At 57.0% G+C, this 21,009-nt stretch carries 22 protein-coding genes and 1 pseudogene; 10 read left to right on the top strand and 13 right to left on the bottom strand.

All coding sequences use genetic code 11. The annotated features are described in order from the left end of the window. Positions 1-55: 55 nt before the first annotated feature. Positions 56-1,177, top strand: coding sequence for a DmpA family aminopeptidase (locus QFX16_RS17980; protein ID WP_283180757.1), 1,122 nt, complete (start codon positions 56-58; stop codon positions 1,175-1,177). On the opposite strand, the gene QFX16_RS17985 is transcribed toward QFX16_RS17980, so the two are convergent. Then, positions 1,134-1,784, bottom strand: coding sequence for an NAD(P)H-dependent oxidoreductase (locus QFX16_RS17985; RefSeq protein ID WP_283180758.1), 651 nt, complete (start codon positions 1,782-1,784; stop codon positions 1,134-1,136). The two genes, QFX16_RS17980 and QFX16_RS17985, sit on opposite strands and share 44 nt — an antisense overlap. Before the next feature lie 86 nt (positions 1,785-1,870). Here QFX16_RS17985 and QFX16_RS17990 point away from each other — a divergent pair, with 86 nt between their 5' ends. Further along, a complete protein-coding gene (locus QFX16_RS17990) occupies positions 1,871-2,551 on the top strand; it encodes a TetR/AcrR family transcriptional regulator (RefSeq protein ID WP_283180759.1) in 681 nt (226 codons plus the stop codon). Between the two features lie 253 nt (positions 2,552-2,804). Here QFX16_RS17990 and QFX16_RS17995 read toward each other — a convergent pair whose 3' ends face one another. Next, the gene (locus QFX16_RS17995) at positions 2,805-3,527 is read right to left on the bottom strand and encodes a GNAT family N-acetyltransferase (RefSeq protein ID WP_283180760.1); all 723 of its coding nucleotides are present in this window, start codon (positions 3,525-3,527) and stop codon (positions 2,805-2,807) included. 88 nt (positions 3,528-3,615) lie between these two features. Further along, a complete protein-coding gene (locus QFX16_RS18000) occupies positions 3,616-4,185 on the bottom strand; it encodes a YceI family protein (RefSeq protein ID WP_283180761.1) in 570 nt (189 codons plus the stop codon). Between the two features lie 205 nt (positions 4,186-4,390). Here QFX16_RS18000 and QFX16_RS18005 point away from each other — a divergent pair, with 205 nt between their 5' ends. Together QFX16_RS18005 and QFX16_RS18010 are read left to right on the top strand one after the other, a co-directional pair. Next, a complete protein-coding gene (locus QFX16_RS18005; protein ID WP_283180762.1) occupies positions 4,391-5,146 on the top strand; it encodes an SDR family oxidoreductase in 756 nt (251 codons plus the stop codon). A gap of 161 nt (positions 5,147-5,307) precedes the next feature. Then, a complete protein-coding gene (locus QFX16_RS18010; RefSeq protein WP_283180763.1) occupies positions 5,308-5,715 on the top strand; it encodes a MerR family transcriptional regulator in 408 nt (135 codons plus the stop codon). Here the strand turns inward: QFX16_RS18010 and QFX16_RS18015 are convergent. From QFX16_RS18015 to QFX16_RS18030, 4 genes are all read right to left on the bottom strand, one after another. Then, positions 5,642-6,673, bottom strand: a complete 1,032-nt coding sequence (locus QFX16_RS18015; RefSeq protein ID WP_283180764.1) for an NAD-dependent epimerase/dehydratase family protein — start codon at positions 6,671-6,673, stop codon at positions 5,642-5,644. The genes QFX16_RS18010 and QFX16_RS18015 overlap by 74 nt on opposite strands. Positions 6,674-6,754: 81 nt before the next feature. Beyond that, positions 6,755-7,453, bottom strand: coding sequence for a phosphoribosyltransferase (locus QFX16_RS18020; protein WP_283180765.1), 699 nt, complete (start codon positions 7,451-7,453; stop codon positions 6,755-6,757). Between the two features lie 95 nt (positions 7,454-7,548). Beyond that, entirely contained in the window at positions 7,549-8,907 is a 1,359-nt protein-coding gene (locus tag QFX16_RS18025) for an MATE family efflux transporter (RefSeq protein ID WP_283180766.1), read from the bottom strand. A gap of 177 nt (positions 8,908-9,084) precedes the next feature. Then, positions 9,085-10,134, bottom strand: coding sequence for an IS110 family RNA-guided transposase (locus QFX16_RS18030; protein ID WP_439900090.1), 1,050 nt, complete (start codon positions 10,132-10,134; stop codon positions 9,085-9,087). A 243-nt stretch (positions 10,135-10,377) separates the two neighbouring features. Here QFX16_RS18030 and QFX16_RS18035 point away from each other — a divergent pair, with 243 nt between their 5' ends. Continuing rightward, positions 10,378-10,755, top strand: a complete 378-nt coding sequence (locus QFX16_RS18035; RefSeq protein ID WP_283180767.1) for a c-type cytochrome — start codon at positions 10,378-10,380, stop codon at positions 10,753-10,755. 715 nt (positions 10,756-11,470) lie between these two features. Here the strand turns inward: QFX16_RS18035 and QFX16_RS18040 are convergent. After that, entirely contained in the window at positions 11,471-11,914 is a 444-nt protein-coding gene (locus QFX16_RS18040; RefSeq protein WP_283180768.1) for a PRC-barrel domain-containing protein, read from the bottom strand. 753 nt (positions 11,915-12,667) lie between these two features. Between QFX16_RS18040 and QFX16_RS18045 the strand changes: the two genes are divergently transcribed. The 3 genes from QFX16_RS18045 (at position 12,668) to QFX16_RS18055 (ending at position 15,640) form a co-directional block, all read left to right on the top strand. Further along, positions 12,668-12,940 (top strand): hypothetical protein, encoded by a 273-nt coding sequence (locus tag QFX16_RS18045; protein ID WP_283180769.1) that lies wholly within the window; start codon positions 12,668-12,670, stop codon positions 12,938-12,940. 245 nt (positions 12,941-13,185) lie between these two features. Then, the gene (locus QFX16_RS18050) at positions 13,186-14,376 is read left to right on the top strand and encodes a Fic family protein (protein WP_283180770.1); all 1,191 of its coding nucleotides are present in this window, start codon (positions 13,186-13,188) and stop codon (positions 14,374-14,376) included. A 160-nt stretch (positions 14,377-14,536) separates the two neighbouring features. Beyond that, the gene (locus tag QFX16_RS18055) at positions 14,537-15,640 is read left to right on the top strand and encodes an IS110 family RNA-guided transposase (RefSeq protein ID WP_283180771.1); all 1,104 of its coding nucleotides are present in this window, start codon (positions 14,537-14,539) and stop codon (positions 15,638-15,640) included. A gap of 548 nt (positions 15,641-16,188) precedes the next feature. Here the strand turns inward: QFX16_RS18055 and QFX16_RS18060 are convergent. Then, a complete protein-coding gene (locus QFX16_RS18060; RefSeq protein ID WP_283180772.1) occupies positions 16,189-17,043 on the bottom strand; it encodes a LysR substrate-binding domain-containing protein in 855 nt (284 codons plus the stop codon). A gap of 106 nt (positions 17,044-17,149) precedes the next feature. Between QFX16_RS18060 and QFX16_RS18065 the strand changes: the two genes are divergently transcribed. After that, complete coding sequence (locus tag QFX16_RS18065) at positions 17,150-17,845, top strand: FMN-dependent NADH-azoreductase (RefSeq protein WP_283180773.1); 696 nt, start codon at positions 17,150-17,152, stop codon at positions 17,843-17,845. Positions 17,846-17,999: 154 nt separating this feature from the next. Here the strand turns inward: QFX16_RS18065 and QFX16_RS29595 are convergent. From QFX16_RS29595 to QFX16_RS18075, 3 genes and pseudogenes are all read right to left on the bottom strand, one after another. Then, positions 18,000-18,062 (bottom strand): annotated as a pseudogene (locus QFX16_RS29595) (hypothetical protein); the annotation flags it as partial. After that, positions 18,040-18,291 carry an EAL domain-containing protein gene (locus QFX16_RS29600; protein WP_369698816.1) on the bottom strand — a complete coding sequence of 84 codons (252 nt, stop codon included), beginning with the start codon at positions 18,289-18,291 and terminating at the stop codon, positions 18,040-18,042. The pseudogene QFX16_RS29595 and the gene QFX16_RS29600, both read right to left, overlap by 23 nt. Positions 18,292-18,396: 105 nt before the next feature. Further along, a complete protein-coding gene (locus tag QFX16_RS18075) occupies positions 18,397-18,690 on the bottom strand; it encodes a diguanylate cyclase (protein WP_283180775.1) in 294 nt (97 codons plus the stop codon). 87 nt (positions 18,691-18,777) lie between these two features. On the opposite strand from QFX16_RS18075, the gene QFX16_RS18080 reads away from it, so the two are divergent. Beyond that, a protein-coding gene (locus QFX16_RS18080) for an IS3 family transposase (RefSeq protein ID WP_283184552.1) occupies positions 18,778-20,333 on the top strand; the annotation gives its coding sequence in 2 pieces (ribosomal slippage) (positions 18,778-19,240 and positions 19,240-20,333; 1,557 coding nt in all). On the opposite strand, the gene QFX16_RS18085 is transcribed toward QFX16_RS18080, so the two are convergent. After that, complete coding sequence (locus QFX16_RS18085) at positions 20,334-21,008, bottom strand: GGDEF domain-containing response regulator (protein ID WP_283180776.1); 675 nt, start codon at positions 21,006-21,008, stop codon at positions 20,334-20,336. It abuts the gene before it with no gap. Position 21,009 lies beyond the last annotated feature (1 nt).

Consider the following 21,009-nt stretch of genomic DNA (forward strand, 5'->3'; position numbering starts at 1 on the left):
CCAGCTGCTACAGGGATTGCGTTAGCCAATAACTATTTTGAATAAGAGAGAAACGATGAAACCACGTGCTCGCGACCTGAACATCCAGTTCGGCCAACTGCAACCCGGCCCGCTCAACGCCATCACCGATGTGCCCGGCGTCCGGGTCGGCCACAGCAATGTGCGAGGACGCACCGCCAACGGCCGCGACATCCTGACCGGCGTCACCGTGATCGAGCCGCGTGCCGGTTCCACCAGCCTGCAACCGTGCTTTGCCGGCGTCCATGTCCTGAATGGTAACGGTGATGCCACGGGTCTTGAATGGATTCGCGAAGCAGGCCTTTTGACCAGCCCGATCGCCTTCACCAACACCCACAGCCTGGGTGTGGTGCGCGATGCGCTGGTGACGCTGGATCGCCAGAACCAGCCCGATGACGGGCGGCTCTACTGGAACATGCCGGTGGTGCTGGAGACCTTCGATGGTCTGCTCAACGACATCAACGGTTTCCACGTGAAGCCTGAACATGTTGCCGAAGCCCTGCGCACGGCGCTGGGTGGCCCAGTCATTGAAGGTGCCGTCGGCGGCGGCAGCGGCATGATCTGCCACGAATTCAAGGGCGGAATCGGCACCGCTTCGCGACGTCTGAGCAGTGCTCAGGGCGGCTGGACCGTCGGCGCCATCGTCCAGGCCAACCATGGCATCCGCAACGAATTGCGCGTCGACGGTTACCCGGTCGGGCGCTACATGGAAAAGGCTGACTCGCCGTTCCTCAAGGCGTCCTTGCCGCATCCTGGCATGGGCTCGATTGTCGTCTGCCTGGCCACCGATGCGCCGTTGCTGCCGCACCAGTGCACGCGCCTCGCGCAACGCGCCAGCCTCGGCCTGGCCCGCACCGGCGGCGGCAATGAAGACCATAGCGGTGACATCTTCATCGCTTTCGCCACCGGTAATCAGCACGTGCCGCCTGCCGCTTACGAGAGCAAGCGTGCGCCGACCACCGACAACCTGAGCATGGTCAACAACGACCACATCAGCGAGTTGTTCCTGGCCGCAACCGAGGCGGTGGAGGAAGCGATCATCAATGCCTTGCTCGCCTCCGACACCGCCGAGGGCAATGGGCATGCGGTACCGGGACTGGATGCCGGAACGCTGCTCAACGCCTTGCGTCGGGCGGGTTGGCCGGGTGAACAGGACTAACAGGATTGAGGTGTCTGGAGGCCGCAAAGAGCTCGCGACCGAGGCTTTTCGCGGCGTCCTGGTGCACCGCTGGGTCCCGAATTTCCGATTCGAGCAACAGCTCGGACGTCACCACCCGCGCACCGCAATAATCAAAAATCCCATGGTCAATCTGCGTCTTCATGGCCTCGGCATAACCGTGCCGGGCGTAGGTGTCCGCGTCGGCACCGCCCACACCGATCAGGTGAACCCGCAGGTGGCCAAGCTTCTTCTCCAGCTTGGCATCCGCCGTGAAATCGAACGCCCAGCCGTTGGCGAACACCCGATCAATCCAGCCCTTGAGCAGTGCCGGCATCGACCACCAGTAGACGGGATAAACCAGCACCACCGCATCGGCGCGGTCTATCCGCGCTTGCTCGGCAATCACATCAGCAGGAGGCGGCGCTTCCCGGTGATGCACCGCCAGATCAGCAGCGCTGAACCTTGGGTCGAACCCTTCAGCCGAGAGGTCGGCGATTTCAACGGTATGGCCGGGATCGTCCAGGGCGATGCCCTGAGCAACTTGCGCAACCAGGCTATGGGTAAGCGAACGAGGATCGTGATGAGCCACAACGATAAGCGCGTGCATGCTGGAAACTCCTGATTGAGAGCACAAGGCGGACCTTATATACTCTTGGTAAGTTACGATCAGTAAGTTACTTTTGGTACATAGTCATGTCAACCACCGAAACAGACGCGCAAGATTCCGCGCCGCAACCGCGACGACGAATGTCCCGGGAGGACCGCCAACGCCAGTTGCTGGACGTCGCCTGGCAACTCGTTCGGGAAGAAGGTACGGACGCGCTGACATTGGGGCGCCTTGCCGAGCAAGCCGGGATCACCAAACCGGTGGTATACGATCACTTCACCACGCGATCCGGGTTGCTGGCGGCGCTCTATCAAGACTTCGATACCCGGCAGACAGCGCTGATGGATGCGGCGCTTCAGAGCAGCGAACCGACTTTACCCGGCACCGCCAGGGTGATCGCTTCGTCGTACGTCGACTGCGTGCTGCTTCAGGGCAACGAGATCCCCGGCGTCATCGCGGCACTGGCCAGCTCCCCGGAACTGGAGAAGATCAAGCGCGAGTACGAAGCGATTTTCCTGAACAAATGCCGAACCGTCCTCGCCCCTTTCGCTGGCGCGGGTGAGATCAAGGCAGCGGGATTGCGGGCGATGCTCGGTGCGGCGGAAGCCTTGTCACACGCCGCGGCGAATGGAGAAATCAGCGCCGTGCAGGCACAAGACGAACTGTACGAAACCATCATCGCAATGGTCGAAAGAAGTGCCCGTGGTGACGCTGGAAACATCGCGAAAACTGACGTCGGACAGATGGATTCGACTAACGGTACTTGAGCGCCAACCCCCAACTTTCTACGATGATTCTACGCAGCCGCTTGTTTGCTCAAGCCGTTGCGTAAGTGGTGAGTGAAATGAACCCCTACCAAGCTCACCACTTGTTTCATGCGCATCTTGAGCCTCGAGGGCTCTACTTCCTCCCCATCAAAGAGCTTTGAGGCTCTTTTTTTATCTGCACGAATTCCAGACACAAAAAAACCCTTGGCGTGTTGTCCGCACCAAGGGCTTTTTTTGCATTGAGTCGAAGTAACTAGACCAGCCGCAGCCGAGGGGAAGGAGCTGGCACCGCACCTTCACCGAGTCGCTCCCGAACAAACTCATTCGCCTTGCGCGTCATCTGGTCCAGATGCCGGTCACGCTGTTTTTCCGCATCGAGCATGGCCCGCTTGCCGTGTTTTTGCAGCAGGTACGTATGAATCTGTCGCACCTCCAGCGAGCTGTAGATCGGCGCCACGTCCAGCAGGCCCATCAAGCCGTCGCTGCCATGATCGCGGGTGTTCATCAGTACCTGCGTACCACGCCCCCCCACCACCTGAAAGCCCATTGCCTCAAAATACGGAACCTTGGCCACCGCGCACGTCAGCTCGGCATGCGGGTATCGGCCGACCATTTCCTGCAGCATCCGCCGGGCAATACCTTGGCGCCGATGGCTGGCACTCACCGCCATATACGCAACACCGCACGCATCGGGATCGTCCTTGACCGGCAGGTACAGCAAGAAGCCGACGACCTTCTCGGGGTCGTCTTCGTCGGTCGCGACGAGCAACTCCACCGCAATCCCTTTCGCCCCGTTCAATGCTTCCAGATAGAGATGAACCTCGAAGCCGATCGCGTACTGGTACACGTTGTACAACAAGTTGCTCGGCGCGATAGCGACCATGCTGATGTCAGTCAGGTAATCGACCACCATTTGCAGGATCTGGCTATTGATGTGCTCGGGGCACGGGGTTTTGAAATGGGTGATCTGGGGCATTCGTGGCTCTGACTCTGGGGCGGACGTGAAGAGTGTGTTCGCGGGCGTGCCTATCATAACGTGCCGGGGCAGCGTGCGCCGCAGCACGTTACTGCTGCGGCGCAACCATCCGAAACCGGATATTGATCTTGTCGGAGACAACACCGCCGGCCCATTCACCTTCACCGACTTTGAAGTCGCTGCGCTTGAGCGTTAACTGACCATCGAAAATCCCGATGGCGTTGTCGGTCTTCAAGAGGACCGGTACCTCCACTTCACGCGTGATCCCCCTGAGCGTGAGTTTGCCGGTGATTGAGTAGTGGTTGTTGCCCAGCACTTTCACGCCGGTCGATTCAAACGTCGCCACTGGATACGTTGCCGTGTTGAACCAGGCTGGTTTTTGCAATTCGCTGTTGGCGTCGCTGCTTCCGGCGTCGATGCTGTCGAGCTGGATGGTGAGCGCGGCCCGGCCTGCCGACGGGTTCGCCGTGTCGAAATCAAGCGTGGCCTCGAACTTGCGGAACGTGCCGTATACCCGCGAGGAGAACTGTTTAAACGTGAAGGAAATCGTACTGGCGGTTTCATTGACCTGCGTGTATTCCACCGCCTGGACGCAAGGCAACGCGCCGAATGCAAGGGCGGCCACTAGCACGGCGCAGGTCGGGAATCGATGTTTCATGGGATTCTCCGGTTGGGCTCCCGTCATGAGCTGAGGCGCCGCACACGTAAGCCAGCGATAGGTGGACTAAAGCAAACAAACGCCGTTAAATCCACCTGCCACTCAGGCTTCCGACCACCTGTCGGCCCACGCCAATGGCCGCCCGATACGGCCACTGCCAAGGTGTTTAATGACTGTCCCAACTCACCGCATCGGGAGACTGGCCATGAAATTTGTCATCATCGGAGGAACCGGGCTGATTGGCAGCAATGTCTGCAAGAACCTCCAGGATCTGGGGCATGAAGTCATATCAGCATCACCGAGTACCGGCATCAACGTCATCACCGGCGAAGGTCTGGCGGACGCGCTCAAGGGCGCCGACGTGGTGGTCGACGTGGCCAACTCCCCCTCATTCGAGGATCACGCGGCGTTGCATTTCTTTGAGACCGCCGGGCATAACCTGTTTGCTGCCGAGAAGGTAGCCGGCACCCAACACCATGTCGCCCTGTCAGTCGTGGGCACCGAACGAATGCTCGACAGTGGTTATTTCCGGGCCAAAATGGCCCAGAAAAAACTCATCAAGGCATCGGGTGTTCCCTACACTATCCTGCGGGCCACACAGTTCTTCGAGTTCATTGGTGCCATTGCTTACTCGGGTCGCGAGGACGGCAACACCATCCATTTAACGGCCGCCGCGTTGCAACCGGTGGCCTCGGTCGATGTCGCGGCCGCACTGACGGCTATCGCTCAAAAAGCGCCGAACAATCAGACCGTGGAAGTGGCCGGGCCGGATCGCCGCCCCATTGTCGAGTTCGTGAGTGAGTACCTGAAACACACCAAGGACCCGCGCAAGGCTGTTTCGGACGACACGGTTCCTTACTTCGGTGCCCCGATCAATGACAAGTCCCTCACGCCCGGCGATAACCCCATTGTCGGAGCGACTCGGTTTGAAGATTGGCTAGAGATCGCGCATCCCTCCTGAGTCGCTATTGGCAATGAAGATCAGCGGGGCCAGTGAAACTGAACCCGCTCTCGTCGTTCAAGTTTCAGCTCTTCACAGGCAACGGCTTGCAAGCAAATCGGGCTGCGATAGGATGACGCCCGGATTTTCGATAGCGACTCGCATGGCGAGAAGGATTGCTGATGTTCATTGGAAGACTCGCCGGGCTCACCGGCTGCACCCCGAAAGCCATTCGACTTTACGAACAGATAGGGCTGATCCCGGAACCGGATCGCCAGGGCCGATATCGCGTCTACACCTCACATCACCTCACGCTCGTGCGCCTTATCCGCCGGGCGCAGATCGCCGGTTTCAAGCTCGCCGAGATGGTGCCGCTCATCGCTGCCAAGAACACACTGAAAGCCTTTCCCTTGGAACTGGCCAACGAGGCGATCGATCTCAAGCGCCAGCAAATTTTCAAGAAAATAGCCGACTTGCTGGCCTTGGCTGATCACCTCAGCGAACTCAAAAGCGAGATCAATTCCCTTTTTGAACCGGGCGCAGTGATAACACCTCATAGCGATGCGTCGAGCGCTGGCCTAGATAGATGAACGCCGATTGCAGGGCAACTTGCGGCGCTCGTGGGCGGAAGCCCAATTCGGTCCTGGCCTTGGTGATGGTGTATTCCTGTTTAACGCCGTGAAACATCCTCACCTGACTGAGCAACAGTTGAGCTGGCCGACCGGTCAACCCGGCCCAACGCTCCTGCATCCACGCCACCGCGACCAACAGCCATTTGGGTGCCGGCCGTGGTGGGCGATAGCCCGGTGAAACCACGTTCGCGGCATCAATGATCTCGGCCAGTGAAGAGGACCGTTCATTCGCCAGAATGTAGCGCTGCCCTGACCGGCCTTTTTCTGCCGCGAGGATCATCCCCAGGGCGACATCTCGCACGTCGACAAAATTGAAATGAAAGCCTGGGTCCAGAGGCATTTGTCGCCGTCTGACCGAATCGACAAACTTCATGGTGTCAGTCAGCTTGGCCGCGTTGGGGCCGATCATCGCCGAGGGCAACACCGCGACCATCCAAAGATTCAGCGCCTGAGCCGTTCTCCAGGCCATTTGCTCCGACAGGATCTTGGACGCGTAATAGGCATTCTCGCCCTCGTCATTCCAGTGCTCTTCATCGAGCGCCTGCCCGTTCTGACCGATGGCCGCAACGGAACTGACATACACCACGCGCTTGACCCCGGCCTTCGCCGCCGCCTGCAAAACGCGACGTGTTCCTTCCACATTCGGTTCGATAATCTCGGCGTGCGGATGCCTCGCCCAGTGCTTGAACACCGCCGCGACCTGAAACAGCACGTCGACCCCTTTCAACGCCTCGAGCATGGCCGCTTCGTCGAGCAGTTCGGCATACACCCTTTCGCAATCCAGCCCCTCAAACGCTGCCGAATCGTTGACATCACGAACCCCGGCGCGGACTCGGTAACCCTGATCGAGCAAGGCTCTGACCAAGGTATTGCCCAAATGCCCATTGGCGCCTGTGACCAGACATAACTGACTCATACAACTGTCCCCCTCGCTTGAATAAGCAGCTGTTTTGGCGAGGACGACCTTAGTCTCTGTCCCTTGGGACAGAGTCAAGCATCAGGACTCATGACCGGAGCGTTGCTGACCGGCGCTGGACTCTCGCAGCCAGGCCCGCTGCAACAGCTTGATGACCTCGGCATCCGAGGTCTGGGTAAAGTCCATGTACCAACGGCCGATCGACATGAGCCAGTCGGGAATGAGCGGGCATATCAGCTCATCCACCTCGCTGCGTAGCGCCTCCGCCGTCTCAATCGGCGCCACCGGCACGGCGACGACGATACGAGACGGCGCGTGCACACGCACCGCGTGTATCGCCGCCATCATCGAGGCGCCTGTCGCCAGGCCGTCGTCGATCAGGATCACCACCTGATCCTTGAGTTGCACAGGCGCGCGCGTTCCCCGGTAAACCTGCTCGCGGCGCAACAGCTCCCGGGTTTCCCGTGCGACCACGGTGTCGAACGTGGCCTGATCAATCGGGTGGGCCCGCAGCGCGTGTTCATTGAGGATTTGGATGTCGCCGCTGGCGATGGCGCCCATGGCGAGCTCCTGATGGGACGGAACCCCGAGCTTGCGCACCAGCATCAGGTCCAGACGAACGTCCAGTGCAGCGGCCACCTCATAGGCGACCGGCACACCGCCTCGGGGCAGGGCGAGGATGATGACATCGGGTCGATGCGCGTATTTGAGCAACGGTTCCACCAGACGTCGTCCGGCAGCGGCCCGGTCCTGCAGGATGGTGGGCGATGAGGGGCTCATTTGAAAACCTCCTCAGGCGATCACGCCTGTCGGTTCGCAGCACACGGTCACTCAGGATTGTCGGTCTGAAGGTGGCCGACAGCAAGTCCGCCCGCCTACACCAACCGCTCAATCTTCTGATGCTGCCAGACCATTTTGTAATACGCCGTCTGCAACACCAGCATCCCCAGATACGCCACCGGAAACGCCATCCACACACCCTGCAACCCGAAGTGCCCGTCCAGCACATACGCCACCGGCAACTGCACCCCGACCACACAAAAAATCGAAATCGCCATGGGCACCAGCACCGAGCCGCTGGCGCGCATGATGCCGCCGACGATCGCCTGGAAGCCGAACACCAACAGACTCCACAGCATGATGTGCAACAGATGCTCCGCCTTCGCCCGGGTGGAATCATCCGTGAGGAACAACCCCAGCAACCAGTGCGACAACAGATAACCCAACACCACCAACCCACCGGTCAGGCACACATTGATCAACAGCCCCGTGCGCAGAATCGGCCCCATGCGCTCAAGCCGCCCTGCCCCAATCGCCTGAGCACCGAGGATCGACGCCGTGATCGCAATCGACAGCGCCGGAAACTGCACGTAATTGACGATCTGCGTCACCGCCCCATACGCCGCCGTCGCCTGCGAACCGTGCTGATTCACCAGCGCCAGAATCACCAGCTCCGACACCGACAACACCACCATCTGCAACCCGGTTGGCAACCCGATGCGCAACACCTTGCCGAGAATCACCAGATCCAGGCGCATCGCCGCAAACATCTCCCGATCCGGCGCCAACGGATGCCCCTTGCGAATCAACCGCCACGCCAGCCACCCCATCGCCGACAAGTTACCCGCCAACCCGGCATACGCCGCACTCTGAATCCCCATCATCGGCAACCCGAACCAACCGCGAATCAACGCCGGCGTCAGCGCCAACCCGATACACGTCGACACCACCAACGCAATCAGCGGCGACACCGTATCGCTCACCCCGCGCAGGAGTTGGGTGAAGAGCACGTAGACCAGGAGGGACGGCATGATCCACATCATCACGTGGGCGTAGGACACGGCGTCGTCGATAACGTCGGCCGGTGTGCCCAAGCCTTGCAGGGCGGGTCTTGCGAAAACGCTGCCGAGTACTGCCGCTGTCAGACCGATCATTGCACCTAACAGCAAGGTTGTGCCGGCGATGGTTTTCACCAGATGCGGCTCGCGCGCCCCCCAGGCTTGGCCGATCAGCACGCCCGCACCCGCGCCGAGGCCGATGACCAGGGCGATGAAGAAGAAGACGATCGGGAACATGCCGGACACGGCAGCCAGGGCTTGGGTGCCGAGCATTTGGCCGATGTAGATGCTGTTGATGGTGCCCGACATGGATTGGAGGAAATTGGAGAGGACCATGGGGGCCAGGAAAAGGAGGTAGGTTTTCCAGAGGGGGTGTTGGGTGGCGGGGGTTTGCATTGAGGGTCCGTCTCGGGGTGGGCTCGTGTTTTGGAAATTCTACGCTAGGGGACTGGGCACCACCCGATTCGATTTCGCAGATTTGGATAGCAAGAGTAATGTCCGTATATGGACTCCTCCTCATTGCAAGCCCCTTTTCTTTGGCGCCCGTGTCGACTGCACACGTATATTCGGCCTCTAAATACGGCATCGTTTCGATGCAGGGCCATGATGGGCTATTCGCGCGCCGGCTCCCGATCGCTTTTTCGTGCTTTTCGCACGTGGACATTCGAGGGTTTTGCCGACGCCGGTTCGACCGGTTTGCCATCGTTCAGGTAGCTTCGCAATCGTGGTTAAGAGTTGTTTCTCTCGTAGAGCACGTCGGGTAAATAGGTCAGCCGCTGCCTGATTCGGTTGGTAATCAGTGCCGTGACGCAGCATCGCCCAAGCCATGCGTGCAGTTTTGTTGGCCTGCGCAATAGCGGCCACATTGGGATGCGATCGCTCGGCTAAACGAACGGCCCACTGGCTAAGTCGATCCTCTTTGGATTTGGCTGTGTGTAGCGCCGAGCGTGCGCCATGCACCATCAATGTTCGCAGATACGCATCACCGCGCTTGCTGATACCGAGTAGTCGATCCTTACCACTAGAACTGTGTTGCCTCGGTGTCAGTGGTGAGGCGGCAAACTGTCGGCCATTGGCAAACTGAAGGGCATCACCGAGAGCGACGACGAGCGCTGTGGCGATCATTGGGCCGACGCCGCGCAGCTGTTGAAGACGGACGGCGGACGGCTCGCTTGTCGCGATCGCCGTGATCTCGCCGTCGAATTTGCATACTCGTTCATCCAGCGCACGAAGGTCGCCCCACAAACCATCCAGCAGACGACGAAAGCGCTGTTGTTCGATGGTCTTGACGGCGACGAAGCGCATGCTGGGGCGACTCATCGCTTCGCAGATTGCCTCGGCATCGTTGGCGTCGTTCTTGTTGCTCTTGACGTACGGTTTGACGAACTGCGGCGCTATCAGCTTCACCCGGAATCCGCGTGCTTGTAGTTGCCGGACCCAGTGATGCGCACCACCGCAACTTTCCATGCCTATCTCACAGCCAGGTTCGATCTTCTCCAACACCGTTTGCAGCCAGCGGTCATGCGGCAGACGCTGCCGCCAGACGGGTAGCTCATGACAATCCACGCCGTGGATCTGAAACACGTTCTTGGCCAGGTCGACCCCAATGCGCATAAGCTTCATGTGTGGACTCCTCCTCACGGTTGACTGTGGTTCGTACTTTCAGTCTGGCACTCAAGATGCCGAAGTGAGGAGGAGTCCATCCCATTGCTTTTGGCCAGAAGCGGTCACTGGGATGCGCCTGGAAAACGAGTTGATTCAATGGGCATCAAAATTGACTGTGTGTGCCGACACGATGGCTGATATCTTTCCCGCGCACCAAATCGCGTCCAATCGACGCTGACCCCATCAAGGAAGATAAAAACAATGAATATATTATTCATCGCTTCGCTAGGAATTTTATCGCTAATTCAAACTTCACTATCCTTCGCGGATAATGTTAATGGAAAAAGTCTCTATTTACAGCGATGCGCCATGTGCCACGGAATAGATCTCAAAGCAACAGGACCATTGTTTAATAAAAGCAATCCTCCTACACCTAATCTAACAACATCCGCTTTCAAAAAACGATTAAATGATTATCCGGGCGTAATTGTATCATCGATAATACTTCGTCCAAATGGAGACTTGATTCCAAAAACTTTGCGAGAGAATGGTGTAAAGCTATCGCCGTACTCATGGAGGATTAAAGATCTGCGCGATTTAAATCAATACATGGGTGGTGTGATTTCAAAAAATCGATGATTTTTGAGATGAGAGGTAGGCACAGAAATCTAAAAGCCATTTCAGGTTTGAGGGCTTGTGGGGCAATGCCGGTGAGCCAGTCGGCCTCTCGCGGGCATATCGCTAATGAACAATCTCGGATCAATACAAGCTCGGGCGGCTCTTCGCATCCAGCAGCAGTCGGCTGCGGTCGTGACAGGCAAGTAACGGCCAAAAGCGGAAGGTCACGTTTCGAGTAATATGCAATGGGGCACTGTAGAAATTATCCTTATCACGTGTCCTGTCAGTGCTGACCTGGCCTGTAAGTGCTAAGCAGGATCAGGCCATGTATCGACTATGCCCAACGAAAGGCCGGGTAGCTCTCGCAGGAGTATGCAAAGGAACAAGCTGTATCCAACCAGTAATGTGTCGCTTATCGAATCCTGACAGTGCCAGTTTGAAGGTGATGGCTGCTATTGGCCGTTCTCTGCCTCATACCTAGCAGTTATAGCTACCCAGTTTGGCTGTTCTGATGTGGGCGAATTCAGACGCCGCACTGCGGGTACGATGCGGCTGGGACCTAGCCTTGGATTCGATGGCGGTCAGCAGAACCCACCCTAAACCCTTGTTGCTTCGACAAACCTTTTTTCACCGCAATGCGCGCCTCAGGGTTTGGCACCCCCAACGAAACATGTCGTTGTTTGCTCGGCGCGCATCACTCTTCGTTTCGGATATGGACATTAGCTTTATCGATACTTTATCTCCGAACAGCATCATAATCGTAGGGTTTAGTTCCATAGAAAGAATGGATTTCTGTTACCCAAGACTCGTCGGCCATATTAGGCCAATTGTCCTTGTCAAAACCTGGTGCATTTTCCAAGCGTTCTTTCTCTACGTTTAGTACGAAGCGCTTATTTACTGTATCGAGTGTCAATGCATTCCAAGGTACCGCTAAAAGTTTTTCTCCCATGCTAAGAAAGCCACCAAAAGATAGAACAGCATAACTCACTCTACCGCTGCGAACATCCAGCATGATTTCCTTAATATCTCCCAAGTCTTCCTCATTATGGTTATAAACATCATTTCCAATGAGTGTGTCTGCCCCCATCAGGTCGGGGCCAGGCCCCTGTTCCTCAGAGCCGGCATCTCGTAGGAGGTTGGTTTTGTACATGCCATAAGTATCGCGATCTTCGTAGTTCATTACTATCTCCTATCAGCAATCGTCAATCAATCAGAAAAATGTACCCACCGCCTTGATGGCTGTATTAGTGGGAGTCACCCGCTTTCGAAAAAGTTGAATTTTTTTTTCTGCATGACGACGAATGGTAGGTTGAAGCAAAAAGTCACTCAACTTTTAATTAGTGCGCTATCCATGTGTGATGCTTGTTTTTATTTTGGGCATTAACCAGATCGATATCATAGATGCGTGGAGGAAGCGATTTCTCATTATGGCAACTGATTTGCATATGACTTCATAAATATGAGGATTAAGTTTGGGTCGCTGCTGCGACCAAACTTATTTGAATGTTAGTTAATATAGGGAAAAGTCCAGCAAAATCTGGAGCAGGACATAAAATTGGCAGGTATATGTCTGCTTTTGGCCGATAGCAGTCGCCCGCGGAAGGGGCGTAACGGTCCTAGGACCACCATAAAAATTCCTACACAAACCTCGGAATCCCTCACCTTTCCCGCCGTTCTGATGAGGCCTATAGTCCATCTCGTCGCCCAAAATGGCGATTCGGGTTTGGCGACCCGAGAAACGAATGCGAGGGCCGCCTGCCCATTTGCAGGCGTCGTCGCAACTGCAAAACCGCTGTACTATGGCGGTTGCGCGCGGGAGACCTTCGGGTCTGCCGGTTTTCGTTCCCGGTTCGCCAACCTGCGCGCAACTGCCACCCTATTCGTTTGGCGACGATCTGTTGGCGGTCTCATCTAACTGAACGAGATCTCACCTATGGAAAGATACATGCCCCTCCCCGGAATCGACCTGATCCCGGCTTCCCTGCTCATCGACACCCAAGCCCCACTCGACGTCCTGCAAGCCATGGCTGACTACCGCATCCGCACGGTCACCCAAGTGCTGGAAAATATCGCCTGCCGCGCCGAACTCGGTTGCGACACGGTGGTGTTGAAAGACTTTTCTCAGCTGTTAGTCATTCCGTTACGCGACGGCTGTGACTTGATGGACGTGATCGGTCGACGCTTACGAGCGCAGGTGAAGGAGTAAGTAAAAACGGGCGCCTCAATGGGCGCCCGTTTTTCTGCAATTGCGATCTGTGCGTAAACGCGGCTGACGGATCCTTTCGTGAGCCCATTGACCGAAGTCATTTCACAAAAAATATGTGAAATAAAATGTGAAGATAATTTTGTTTAGAAAGCCTCAAAAACCCCTGAAGCCCAGTAAATCAGCGCTTGTTCATCCATTCAATATGTGAAATAAAATGTGAAGCCTTTCATACGGTACAAACCGCTATGTCCCTGATCACATCCAAATCCTGGCTCGACCCGATTCTCCCTGACGCATTGCCTCCTTCAATCATTGCTCTCGCGGACGCGCTGCCCAGAAAGACACAATTCCTAGCCGGACGCCTGCCGCCTGAAACCGCTGCACGCCTCGGCCGTTTGCTGCAAATCACCAATACGTACTACTCGAACCTGATCGAAGGGCAATACACCGAGCCCGCCGAAATGCAAAAAGCACAAGCGGCGCCGGTCAAAGATCGCAAACAGCTTAAAAACCTGGCGGTTGAACAGATGGCGGTGCAAGCATTGCTCGAACGGGTCTTGCGCCAACGCGCGCCGTTTGCCTGGGGTGACATGTTCGCACCTGAGCTTGTGAGCACAGCACATAAACGGCTTTTTCGCGGTGCCAGTGATGCGGAACGAACGCTGTCAGATGGCTCGATCATGCAGCCCGGTATGCGCTCGGTCACAGGTCAGAACGTTGTCGTTGGTAATCATGATGCACCGGACGCTTGTGCTGTAGAGGGAATGCTACGACACCTTCAGGCAGGCTTCGGCCGACAGACAGACTCCCGCCGTCAGCTTATTTCTGCGCTTGCCTACCATCATCGCCTCGCGTGGGTTCACCCCTTTGCAGACGGGAATGGTCGGGTTGCTCGGTTGGTCACTCATCTTCAGTTGGTGAGTTTGGGACTGAAGCCAACGTTATGGTCACTGTCTCGCGGCCTTGCAAGGCAACACCAGAATTACTACACCGCACTGACCATGGCCGACCGCCGAAGAGAAGGTGATCTGGACGGACGCGGCCAGCTGTCTCAGCGACGCTATTTCGAATTCATCGAGTTCATGCTGCAGGTTTGTCACGACCAGGTCGATTACATGACCGCCGCAGTGGACCCGTCTCAGCTTCGAGAGCGCGTGATACGCGCGTTTCACTACAATGAAAAACTTGTACAAGAAGGCATTCGCCCGGAAAGTGCGCCTGCAATCATTGCGCTGATCACCCAAGGAAGCCTGCCGCGCAACGAAATAAAGACCTTCACCGGCCTTACACCACGCCCGGCAATCGATGAGCTTTCGCGGCTAATCAAAGTCGGCCTGGTGGAAAGCCGAACGCCTAAATCCCGGTTCGTCACGCCCGGCCTGCCCGCTTGGTTTGCTCAAGATATTTTTCCGGATTTGCATCAACGGTTTCAGTAATTGGATTTAATGAAAACGGGCGCCATCAAGGCCCAATGCCAGTCAGTTAAGAAATTTCAGCGGCGATGCATTTCCTTGTAATTGAATGGACTCGCCCACGCCGAGGCGTCAATGCGCCACGGTGGCAGTCTAAACAGCCAACGACAGCGAGGGCGAGTCCATGAAAAAGCATACTTCGATTGATCAATCTTTGTCTTCTGCCGATTTATCGGCCTGCACTACCGTGGCGGTCGACCTGGCCAAGCATGTTTTCCAGCTCGCCGGCGAAGACGCCCTCGGCAAGGTGCATTATGAGCAGCGGATCAAGTCGCGCGAGGCGTTCTACGAGTTTCTCCGCCAGCTGCCGCCTCATGTCGTGGTCCTGATGGAGACCGGCCCGGGCGCTCAAGCTTGGGCCCGGCAGTTGCAGGATCAAGGCAACCTGGCGCGGATCCTTCCTGCCGGTCTGGTGGCCAAGCATCGCAGCGGCCCTAAAAATGATCGTAACGATGCGCTGGCAATCCTGCGTGCCGGTCGCGACGAAAAGATCTGCGCAGTGCCGGTCAAAAGTGTCGCAGCGCTGGCCATGCAGGCACTGCATCGCGCTCGTCAAGGTTACGTGCGTCGCCGCACCGCCGTGAGTAATCAGATGCGCGGCCTGCTGCTTGAGCACGGGATTGCGCTGGCACAGGGCGACGTCGCGATCAGCCAGAGAATCCCGCGGATATTGGAGGATGCCACTCAGCCGGTGCCTGCCATGTTGCGCGAACTGATCGACGAACTGTTGGCCGAGTGGCGCCATTTGGGCGAGCGCATCAACGTCCTGACGGGACGCCTGGAAGTGGCCGCGAACGCCGACAAGACAGCCAAACGGTTGATGACTGTGCGCGGTATCGGCCCAATCACCGCTACGGCGCTGGTGGCCAAGGAAACCAAGCCTGAGCGTTTTCCCAATGCTCGCATGTTCGCCGCGTACTTCGGCATGGTCCCTGATCAGCACAGCAGCGGGAAGACGATTCAACTGGGGGACATGACCAAGCGAGGCGATAGCTATTTGCGCAGCCTGATGATCCAGGGTGCCCACGCGGTATTGCAGCAGTTGCGACCTGATTCCCAACAGCCCGACGACCGCCGTTTGTTGCGCTGGATGAGCCGATTGGGCCGCAAGGACGCAGCGGTCAGGTTGGCCAATCGCAACCTGCGCATCGTCTGGGTGCTTTTACAGAATGACCAGACTTATCGTCGCCAGCCCGCCGACGGCCAGCAAGCGACGATGAGCCACTGATCCACCGAGTTCTGCCACCGAGGTACCTACTGACCAACCTGTTGCTGAAAAAACATTGACCCCTGGTAAGACCGGCGTGGATAGATGCCTAAGCTGCTAGTGGCCTTCGAGGCCTGACTGTAATCGGCATGCCACGAGCTCTTCCAATTTTGGCCAGAAGCCGACGACGGCTTCCTCGAGTAGGCCTAATACATAGATGCAACGGGGCGGCAGTTTTTTTAAAAGCGGGTAGACAGTGGGGGCGAGTCCATACATAGCAGCTGGCGAAGCCTGCGTTCGGCTGCGAAGCAGTCGTGAATCCGGCTAACGCGGTCCGCCCGACGCACCGCAATAGCTGATTTTACGACTGCTTCGCAGCCGAACGCAGGCTTCGCCAGCTGCTACAAGGATCGCGTTTTGGCTTAACTGATCGGCATTGGCCATCAAGGTGCCCGTTTTTTGTGTCCATGATCAAAGTGCTTCACCAGCATCCAACAGACGGCTGACCTTCCCTCAGGAAGGCAAAGACCGCGTACCCGAGACGTTCAAGCAGGCCCTTGAAATGACAATCAAGCCCTCCGCGTAGAGCAATACTCCACAATCATCTGAGTGACCGCTGCCACAATCACCTGATCCGCGTCAGGCGAGGTGAACAGCCGACATTGCGCATCCGGCAAATCCGGCAACCCTTGTTCTACCCCAATAACCGCCAATCCTTGCCCCAACTGACTGAGTGGCATGGGCGCTACCGCGAAGCCTGCCAGGGCCGCCGCCCGCAATCCGGCAGTGCTGCTGCACAACATCGCCGTGCGTTGGGCGATTCCCGCCTGCGCCAGCCTCGTCAGCGCGGCCTCGCGATAAGGGCACGGCTCGGGGAACAGGGCCAGCGGCAACGGCGTGGGTAACCGGGCGACGGGTTGCGCCGACCAGGCCCACACCAGCGGTTCTTGCCATAGCAACAGCCCCGCTTCGCTGGTTTCGCACAGCGAACCGATGACCACCTCCAGATGCCCTTGCTTCATCAGCGCCAGTAACGTACCCGGAATGTTCACCTGCACCTCGATCTTCATCCCGGGGTACTGCGCCGCGAATTCCTGAACAGTGCGCAGCAATCGAGACTCGACAAAATCTTCGGACACCCCGATCCGCAGCCGCCCGTGAAACGGCGTGCGGGTCAGGTCTGTCCAGGCATCACGGTTCAGCGCGAGGATCGTGCGCGCATAAGAGACCAGGCGCTCGCCATCGGCCGTCAATTGCTGGAAACGGGTGGTGCGCGTCAACAGGGGTTTACCAATCTGTTCTTCCAATCGCCGCACGTGGCCACTGACCGCCGACTGAGTGAGGTGCAGCTTCTGGGCTGCACGGCTGAAGCCGTCTTCATCGACGACAGTGACAAATGTCTTGAGCAGCAGAGCATCGAACATAGTTTTATACGTGATCAATTGAGTTGTAATTTACGATTTATATTTCAAATACAACTATGTTGCAATGCTCCCACCTGCCCTGCCTCCCCATCACTCAAGGTGTGCCATGACGACTCTTCTCCATATTCAGTGTTCTCCACGCAAACAGCGTTCGGCTTCCCTTGAAGTCGCCCGCAGCTTCATTGCGCGCTATCAAGCAAACACCCCGGACACCGAAATCATCACCCTTGACCTCTGGAACATGGCGCTGCCGGAATTCGATGATCTGGCAATGGAGGCCAAATACGCCGGGCTCAATGGCACGCCGTTGACCCCCGCACAACAAGACGCCTGGAACACGTTAAATGAGTTGGCAAATCACCTGCACCGCGCGGATGTACTCGTGATGTCCGTACCACTGTGGAATTTCAGCATCCCGTACAAACTCAAACACTTCATCGACTTGGTATCGCAGAAAGACATCCTGTTCAGCGTTGACCCGGAACGGGGTCTGGAAGGCATGCTGCACAACAAACTCGCCGTGGTGATGTACGCCCGTGGCCTGGATTTTTCGGCGCTATCGATCACACCGGCGGAGCGCTTCGACTTCCAGAAGCCCTACGTGGAAGCCTGGCTGAAATTTATCGGCGTCACGGAGGTGCATTCGGTGATTGTGGAGAAAACCATCCTGGGGGAAGACGTCGATCTGCGCGCGCGTGAGGACGCGACTCGGCAGGCCAGGAGCCTGGCAGACAGTTTGTCGCTGACGCTTCAGGCCCCCCGGTTACACATCGATTCATTACAAACCGAAAAACCTGAATAGCCACAGCCCACCCATACCAACCGCCAGCGTTAGGACAGTATTGCGAGTGCTTACTGGTCGGCAGACGTGGAAACCCTGGGCCATGCCAGTGGTAAGCGCCCAGCGCATCGAGCACGTCGTCTGTTTCTATGCCTTTGGCGATGACCGCCATGCCAAAATCGTGACCAAAATCGACGACGATACGTACGATCAGCTCATTTGCTTGATCGCTTTGCATGGCCAGTACAAAGGATTTGTCGATCTTGAGGTTCGCTGATGGGCAAATCCTTCAACTGAGCCAGACTCGTATGGCCGCCGCCGAAATCATCGATGGCGATATGGATGCCCATCGTATGTAACTGCCTGAGGATGGTACGACCGGCATAGGAATCAGCAGCAAAGAAACGCTCGCCGTGCTCAGCAACGATTCCTGTCGCCAGCTCGCCAGAAGCCGGTAAGAACTGGATTAGAACCCTGCCTCACAGTGGATTCTTCGTGATTCTGCGGTTATATGAAGCGCCCAAGGCATTCTTCGACAAGGATTGGAAACCGAGCTATTCACAGAAGCAGGATTAAAGATATTCATCGCTAAAGGATGAACATACCCTGGCCCTGCCAGTTTTTTTCGCCTCGTAAAGTTGCTTGTCCGCAGCTTCTATCAACGCCTGGAATTCAAGGTCGTCAGTGGGCGTCAATGTTGCGACGCCTAGGGAAAGAGTCACCACACGAGCTACATCAGAAGCAGAATGCTCGATACCCAGCGCCCGGATATGCTCTTGCATTTTTTCTGCTAGTTGGACCGCTCCGCAAAGACCTGTATTGGGAAGAATGCAGGCAAACTCTTCGCCACCATACCGAGCGACCAAGTCGTAGGGGCGCCCCCGGTGTCAGGATAGTTGTCGCCTCTCCGAATTTTCCTAAAAAAGCACATCGGGGGCGGAAAGAGACTGGTCGTGCCGTATTATTCATCTGAACGCAGAGCCGCATTACTCAAGATGCTGCTTCCCCCGCTGAACCTGTCGATGGCCGAGGTTTCCCGGCGCGAAGGGGTCAGCGAAATGTCTTTGTCCAACTGGCGCAAGCAGCTCAGTTCTGAAGGAAGTGCAGTGTCCGAAAACAAGCAATCGACTCAGAACTGGTCAGCCGAAACCAAGTTTGCTGTCGTCCTTGAAGCCGCCGGTTTGTCCGAGATCGACCTGGGCGAGTATTGCCGCCGCAAAGGCCTTTACCCCGAGCAAATCACGGCCTGGCGACAAGCCTTCATCACCGGCCAGAAATCGGAAAAGGCCCAGCAAAAAGACGATCGGGAGCAGTCTCGCAAAGATAAGAAACGCATCCAGGAACTTGAGCGCGAACTGCGTCGCAAAGACAAGGCGCTCGCTGAAACAGCCGCGTTGTTGGTGCTGCGAAAAAAGCTCAACGACTACTGGGGGACGAACGACAACGAGGACAACTAACGTCTTTGCCAGAGCGCCAGTTGCTCGTTGCCTGGCTAGGTAGCGCGGTCGCGGCAGGCGCCAGAAAAATCAGAGCCTGCCGGGAAATCGGTCTATCGCTGCGGACTTTGCAGCGATGGACTGAAACAGACGTTATCCAGGCCGATGCCCGAACGACTGTCACACGGCCAACGCCGCGCAATGCGCTGACCGAGGCTGAGCGACAAACGATCGTGGCGCTGTGCAACAGCCCTGCGTATGCCCACCTGCCGCCGAGCCAGATCGTGCCGCGCCTGGCCGATCAAGGGCGCTATCTGGCGTCGGAGGCGACGCTTTATCGCGTCTTGCGAGCAACGGGTCAACAGCAACATCGAGGCCGTAGTCAGCGCCCCAAGCGGTACGCAGCACCGACAACGCATGCGGCCAAAGCGCCCAATCAGGTGTGGTCCTGGGACATCACGTACCTGCCGTCGCCGATACGCGGCAAGTATTACTACCTCTATCTGATCGAGGATATTTACAGCCGCAAGGCCGTGGGCTGGGAGGTCTACGACGCGGAAAGCGGCGAGAAAGCCGCCGCGCTGCTGCAACGCAGCGTGATCGGCGAGCAGTGTTTACATGAACCGCTGGTGCTGCACTCGGACAACGGAGCGCCGATGAAATCGGTGACGCTGTTGAGCAAGATGTACGAACTGGGCATCACGCCCTCGCGGGGCCGACCGCGGGTCAGCAACGACAATCCCTACTCGGAGTCGCTGTTTAGAACACTGAAATACTGCCCGCAATGGCCGCAAGATGGCTTTGCCAGTTTGGACGCTGCACGAGCGTGGGTGAGGGATTTCATGCGCTGGTACAACAACGAGCACCGGCATAGCCGTATCCGGTTCGTCACGCCGGCTGAGCGGCATCGAGGACTGGACCATCAGGTCTTGGCCCGGCGACATGAGCTGTACGAACAAGCCAAGGAGCAAAAGCCGGAACGGTGGTCGGGTCGAACACGTAACTGGGAACCGATCGGCACCGTGCTGTTGAACCCGGATCGAGAGCAGCAGGTCGAGAAAAGAGCGGCATAGTTAGACGGTTGACGCGACAACTACCTTGAAAAACGCCGGGCGTCTAACCGTTTCAGATAACGCTTGGGCAACAGATTTCAAGCAGCTATCTCCAGCCTGGTGCCCATATTGGTCGTTGTAGCGTTTGAAAAAGTCAACATCCACCATGATGAGCGACAGCGGCTTTTGCTCTCGAAAGCACTGGCGCCAATCCGCCAATATGTCCTCATCGAATTTGCGTCGATTAGCCACTCCAGTAAGGCCATCCATTAATGCCATGGAACGCAGTAGATCGTTCTGTAGTTTCAGGGTCAGGTGTGTTCGCACACGGGCTCTAACAATGATTGGATTGATGGGTTTGCTGATGAAGTCGACCGCGCCAAGTTCCAGACCTAGTACCTCATCCGACTCCTGCTGCTGTGCGGTAATGAAGATGATGGGGATGTCCTGGGTCGCAGGGTCAGCCTTGAGTCGACGGCATACTTCATGCCCGTCCACACCCTCCATGACCACGTCCAGCAGAATCAGGTCGGGTAGTTGGGTCTGGCATACCGTGATCGCCTGCTCACCGTTGGTGGCCATGAACACATCACAGTCCTCACGAAACAACTCATGGAGTACCCGAATATTAATCGGTTGGTCGTCGACAATGAGGAGTTTGGGACGGTTATGGGGATGTGGTAACCAGGTTTCCATC

The organism is Pseudomonas svalbardensis, assembly GCF_030053115.1.
In the GTDB taxonomy this organism is placed as follows: domain Bacteria; phylum Pseudomonadota; class Gammaproteobacteria; order Pseudomonadales; family Pseudomonadaceae; genus Aquipseudomonas; species Aquipseudomonas svalbardensis.

Coding starts and splice junctions, on each gene's coding strand:
- QFX16_RS18050 (WP_283180770.1), top strand. CDS start 13,186: ATGTCCCTGATCACATCCAAATCCTGGCTCGACCCGATTCTCCCTGAC.
- QFX16_RS17980 (WP_283180757.1), top strand. CDS start 56: ATGAAACCACGTGCTCGCGACCTGAACATCCAGTTCGGCCAACTGCAA.
- QFX16_RS18065 (WP_283180773.1), top strand. CDS start 17,150: ATGACGACTCTTCTCCATATTCAGTGTTCTCCACGCAAACAGCGTTCG.
- QFX16_RS18040 (WP_283180768.1), bottom strand. CDS start 11,914: ATGAACTACGAAGATCGCGATACTTATGGCATGTACAAAACCAACCTC.
- QFX16_RS18025 (WP_283180766.1), bottom strand. CDS start 8,907: ATGCAAACCCCCGCCACCCAACACCCCCTCTGGAAAACCTACCTCCTT.
- QFX16_RS17985 (WP_283180758.1), bottom strand. CDS start 1,784: ATGCACGCGCTTATCGTTGTGGCTCATCACGATCCTCGTTCGCTTACC.
- QFX16_RS18015 (WP_283180764.1), bottom strand. CDS start 6,673: ATGAGTCAGTTATGTCTGGTCACAGGCGCCAATGGGCATTTGGGCAAT.
- QFX16_RS18085 (WP_283180776.1), bottom strand. CDS start 21,008: ATGGAAACCTGGTTACCACATCCCCATAACCGTCCCAAACTCCTCATT.
- QFX16_RS18005 (WP_283180762.1), top strand. CDS start 4,391: ATGAAATTTGTCATCATCGGAGGAACCGGGCTGATTGGCAGCAATGTC.
- QFX16_RS18000 (WP_283180761.1), bottom strand. CDS start 4,185: ATGAAACATCGATTCCCGACCTGCGCCGTGCTAGTGGCCGCCCTTGCA.
- QFX16_RS17995 (WP_283180760.1), bottom strand. CDS start 3,527: ATGCCCCAGATCACCCATTTCAAAACCCCGTGCCCCGAGCACATCAAT.
- QFX16_RS18010 (WP_283180763.1), top strand. CDS start 5,308: ATGTTCATTGGAAGACTCGCCGGGCTCACCGGCTGCACCCCGAAAGCC.
- QFX16_RS18035 (WP_283180767.1), top strand. CDS start 10,378: ATGAATATATTATTCATCGCTTCGCTAGGAATTTTATCGCTAATTCAA.
- QFX16_RS18055 (WP_283180771.1), top strand. CDS start 14,537: ATGAAAAAGCATACTTCGATTGATCAATCTTTGTCTTCTGCCGATTTA.
- QFX16_RS18060 (WP_283180772.1), bottom strand. CDS start 17,043: ATGTTCGATGCTCTGCTGCTCAAGACATTTGTCACTGTCGTCGATGAA.
- QFX16_RS18020 (WP_283180765.1), bottom strand. CDS start 7,453: ATGAGCCCCTCATCGCCCACCATCCTGCAGGACCGGGCCGCTGCCGGA.
- QFX16_RS18045 (WP_283180769.1), top strand. CDS start 12,668: ATGGAAAGATACATGCCCCTCCCCGGAATCGACCTGATCCCGGCTTCC.
- QFX16_RS18030 (WP_439900090.1), bottom strand. CDS start 10,134: ATGAAGCTTATGCGCATTGGGGTCGACCTGGCCAAGAACGTGTTTCAG.
- QFX16_RS17990 (WP_283180759.1), top strand. CDS start 1,871: ATGTCAACCACCGAAACAGACGCGCAAGATTCCGCGCCGCAACCGCGA.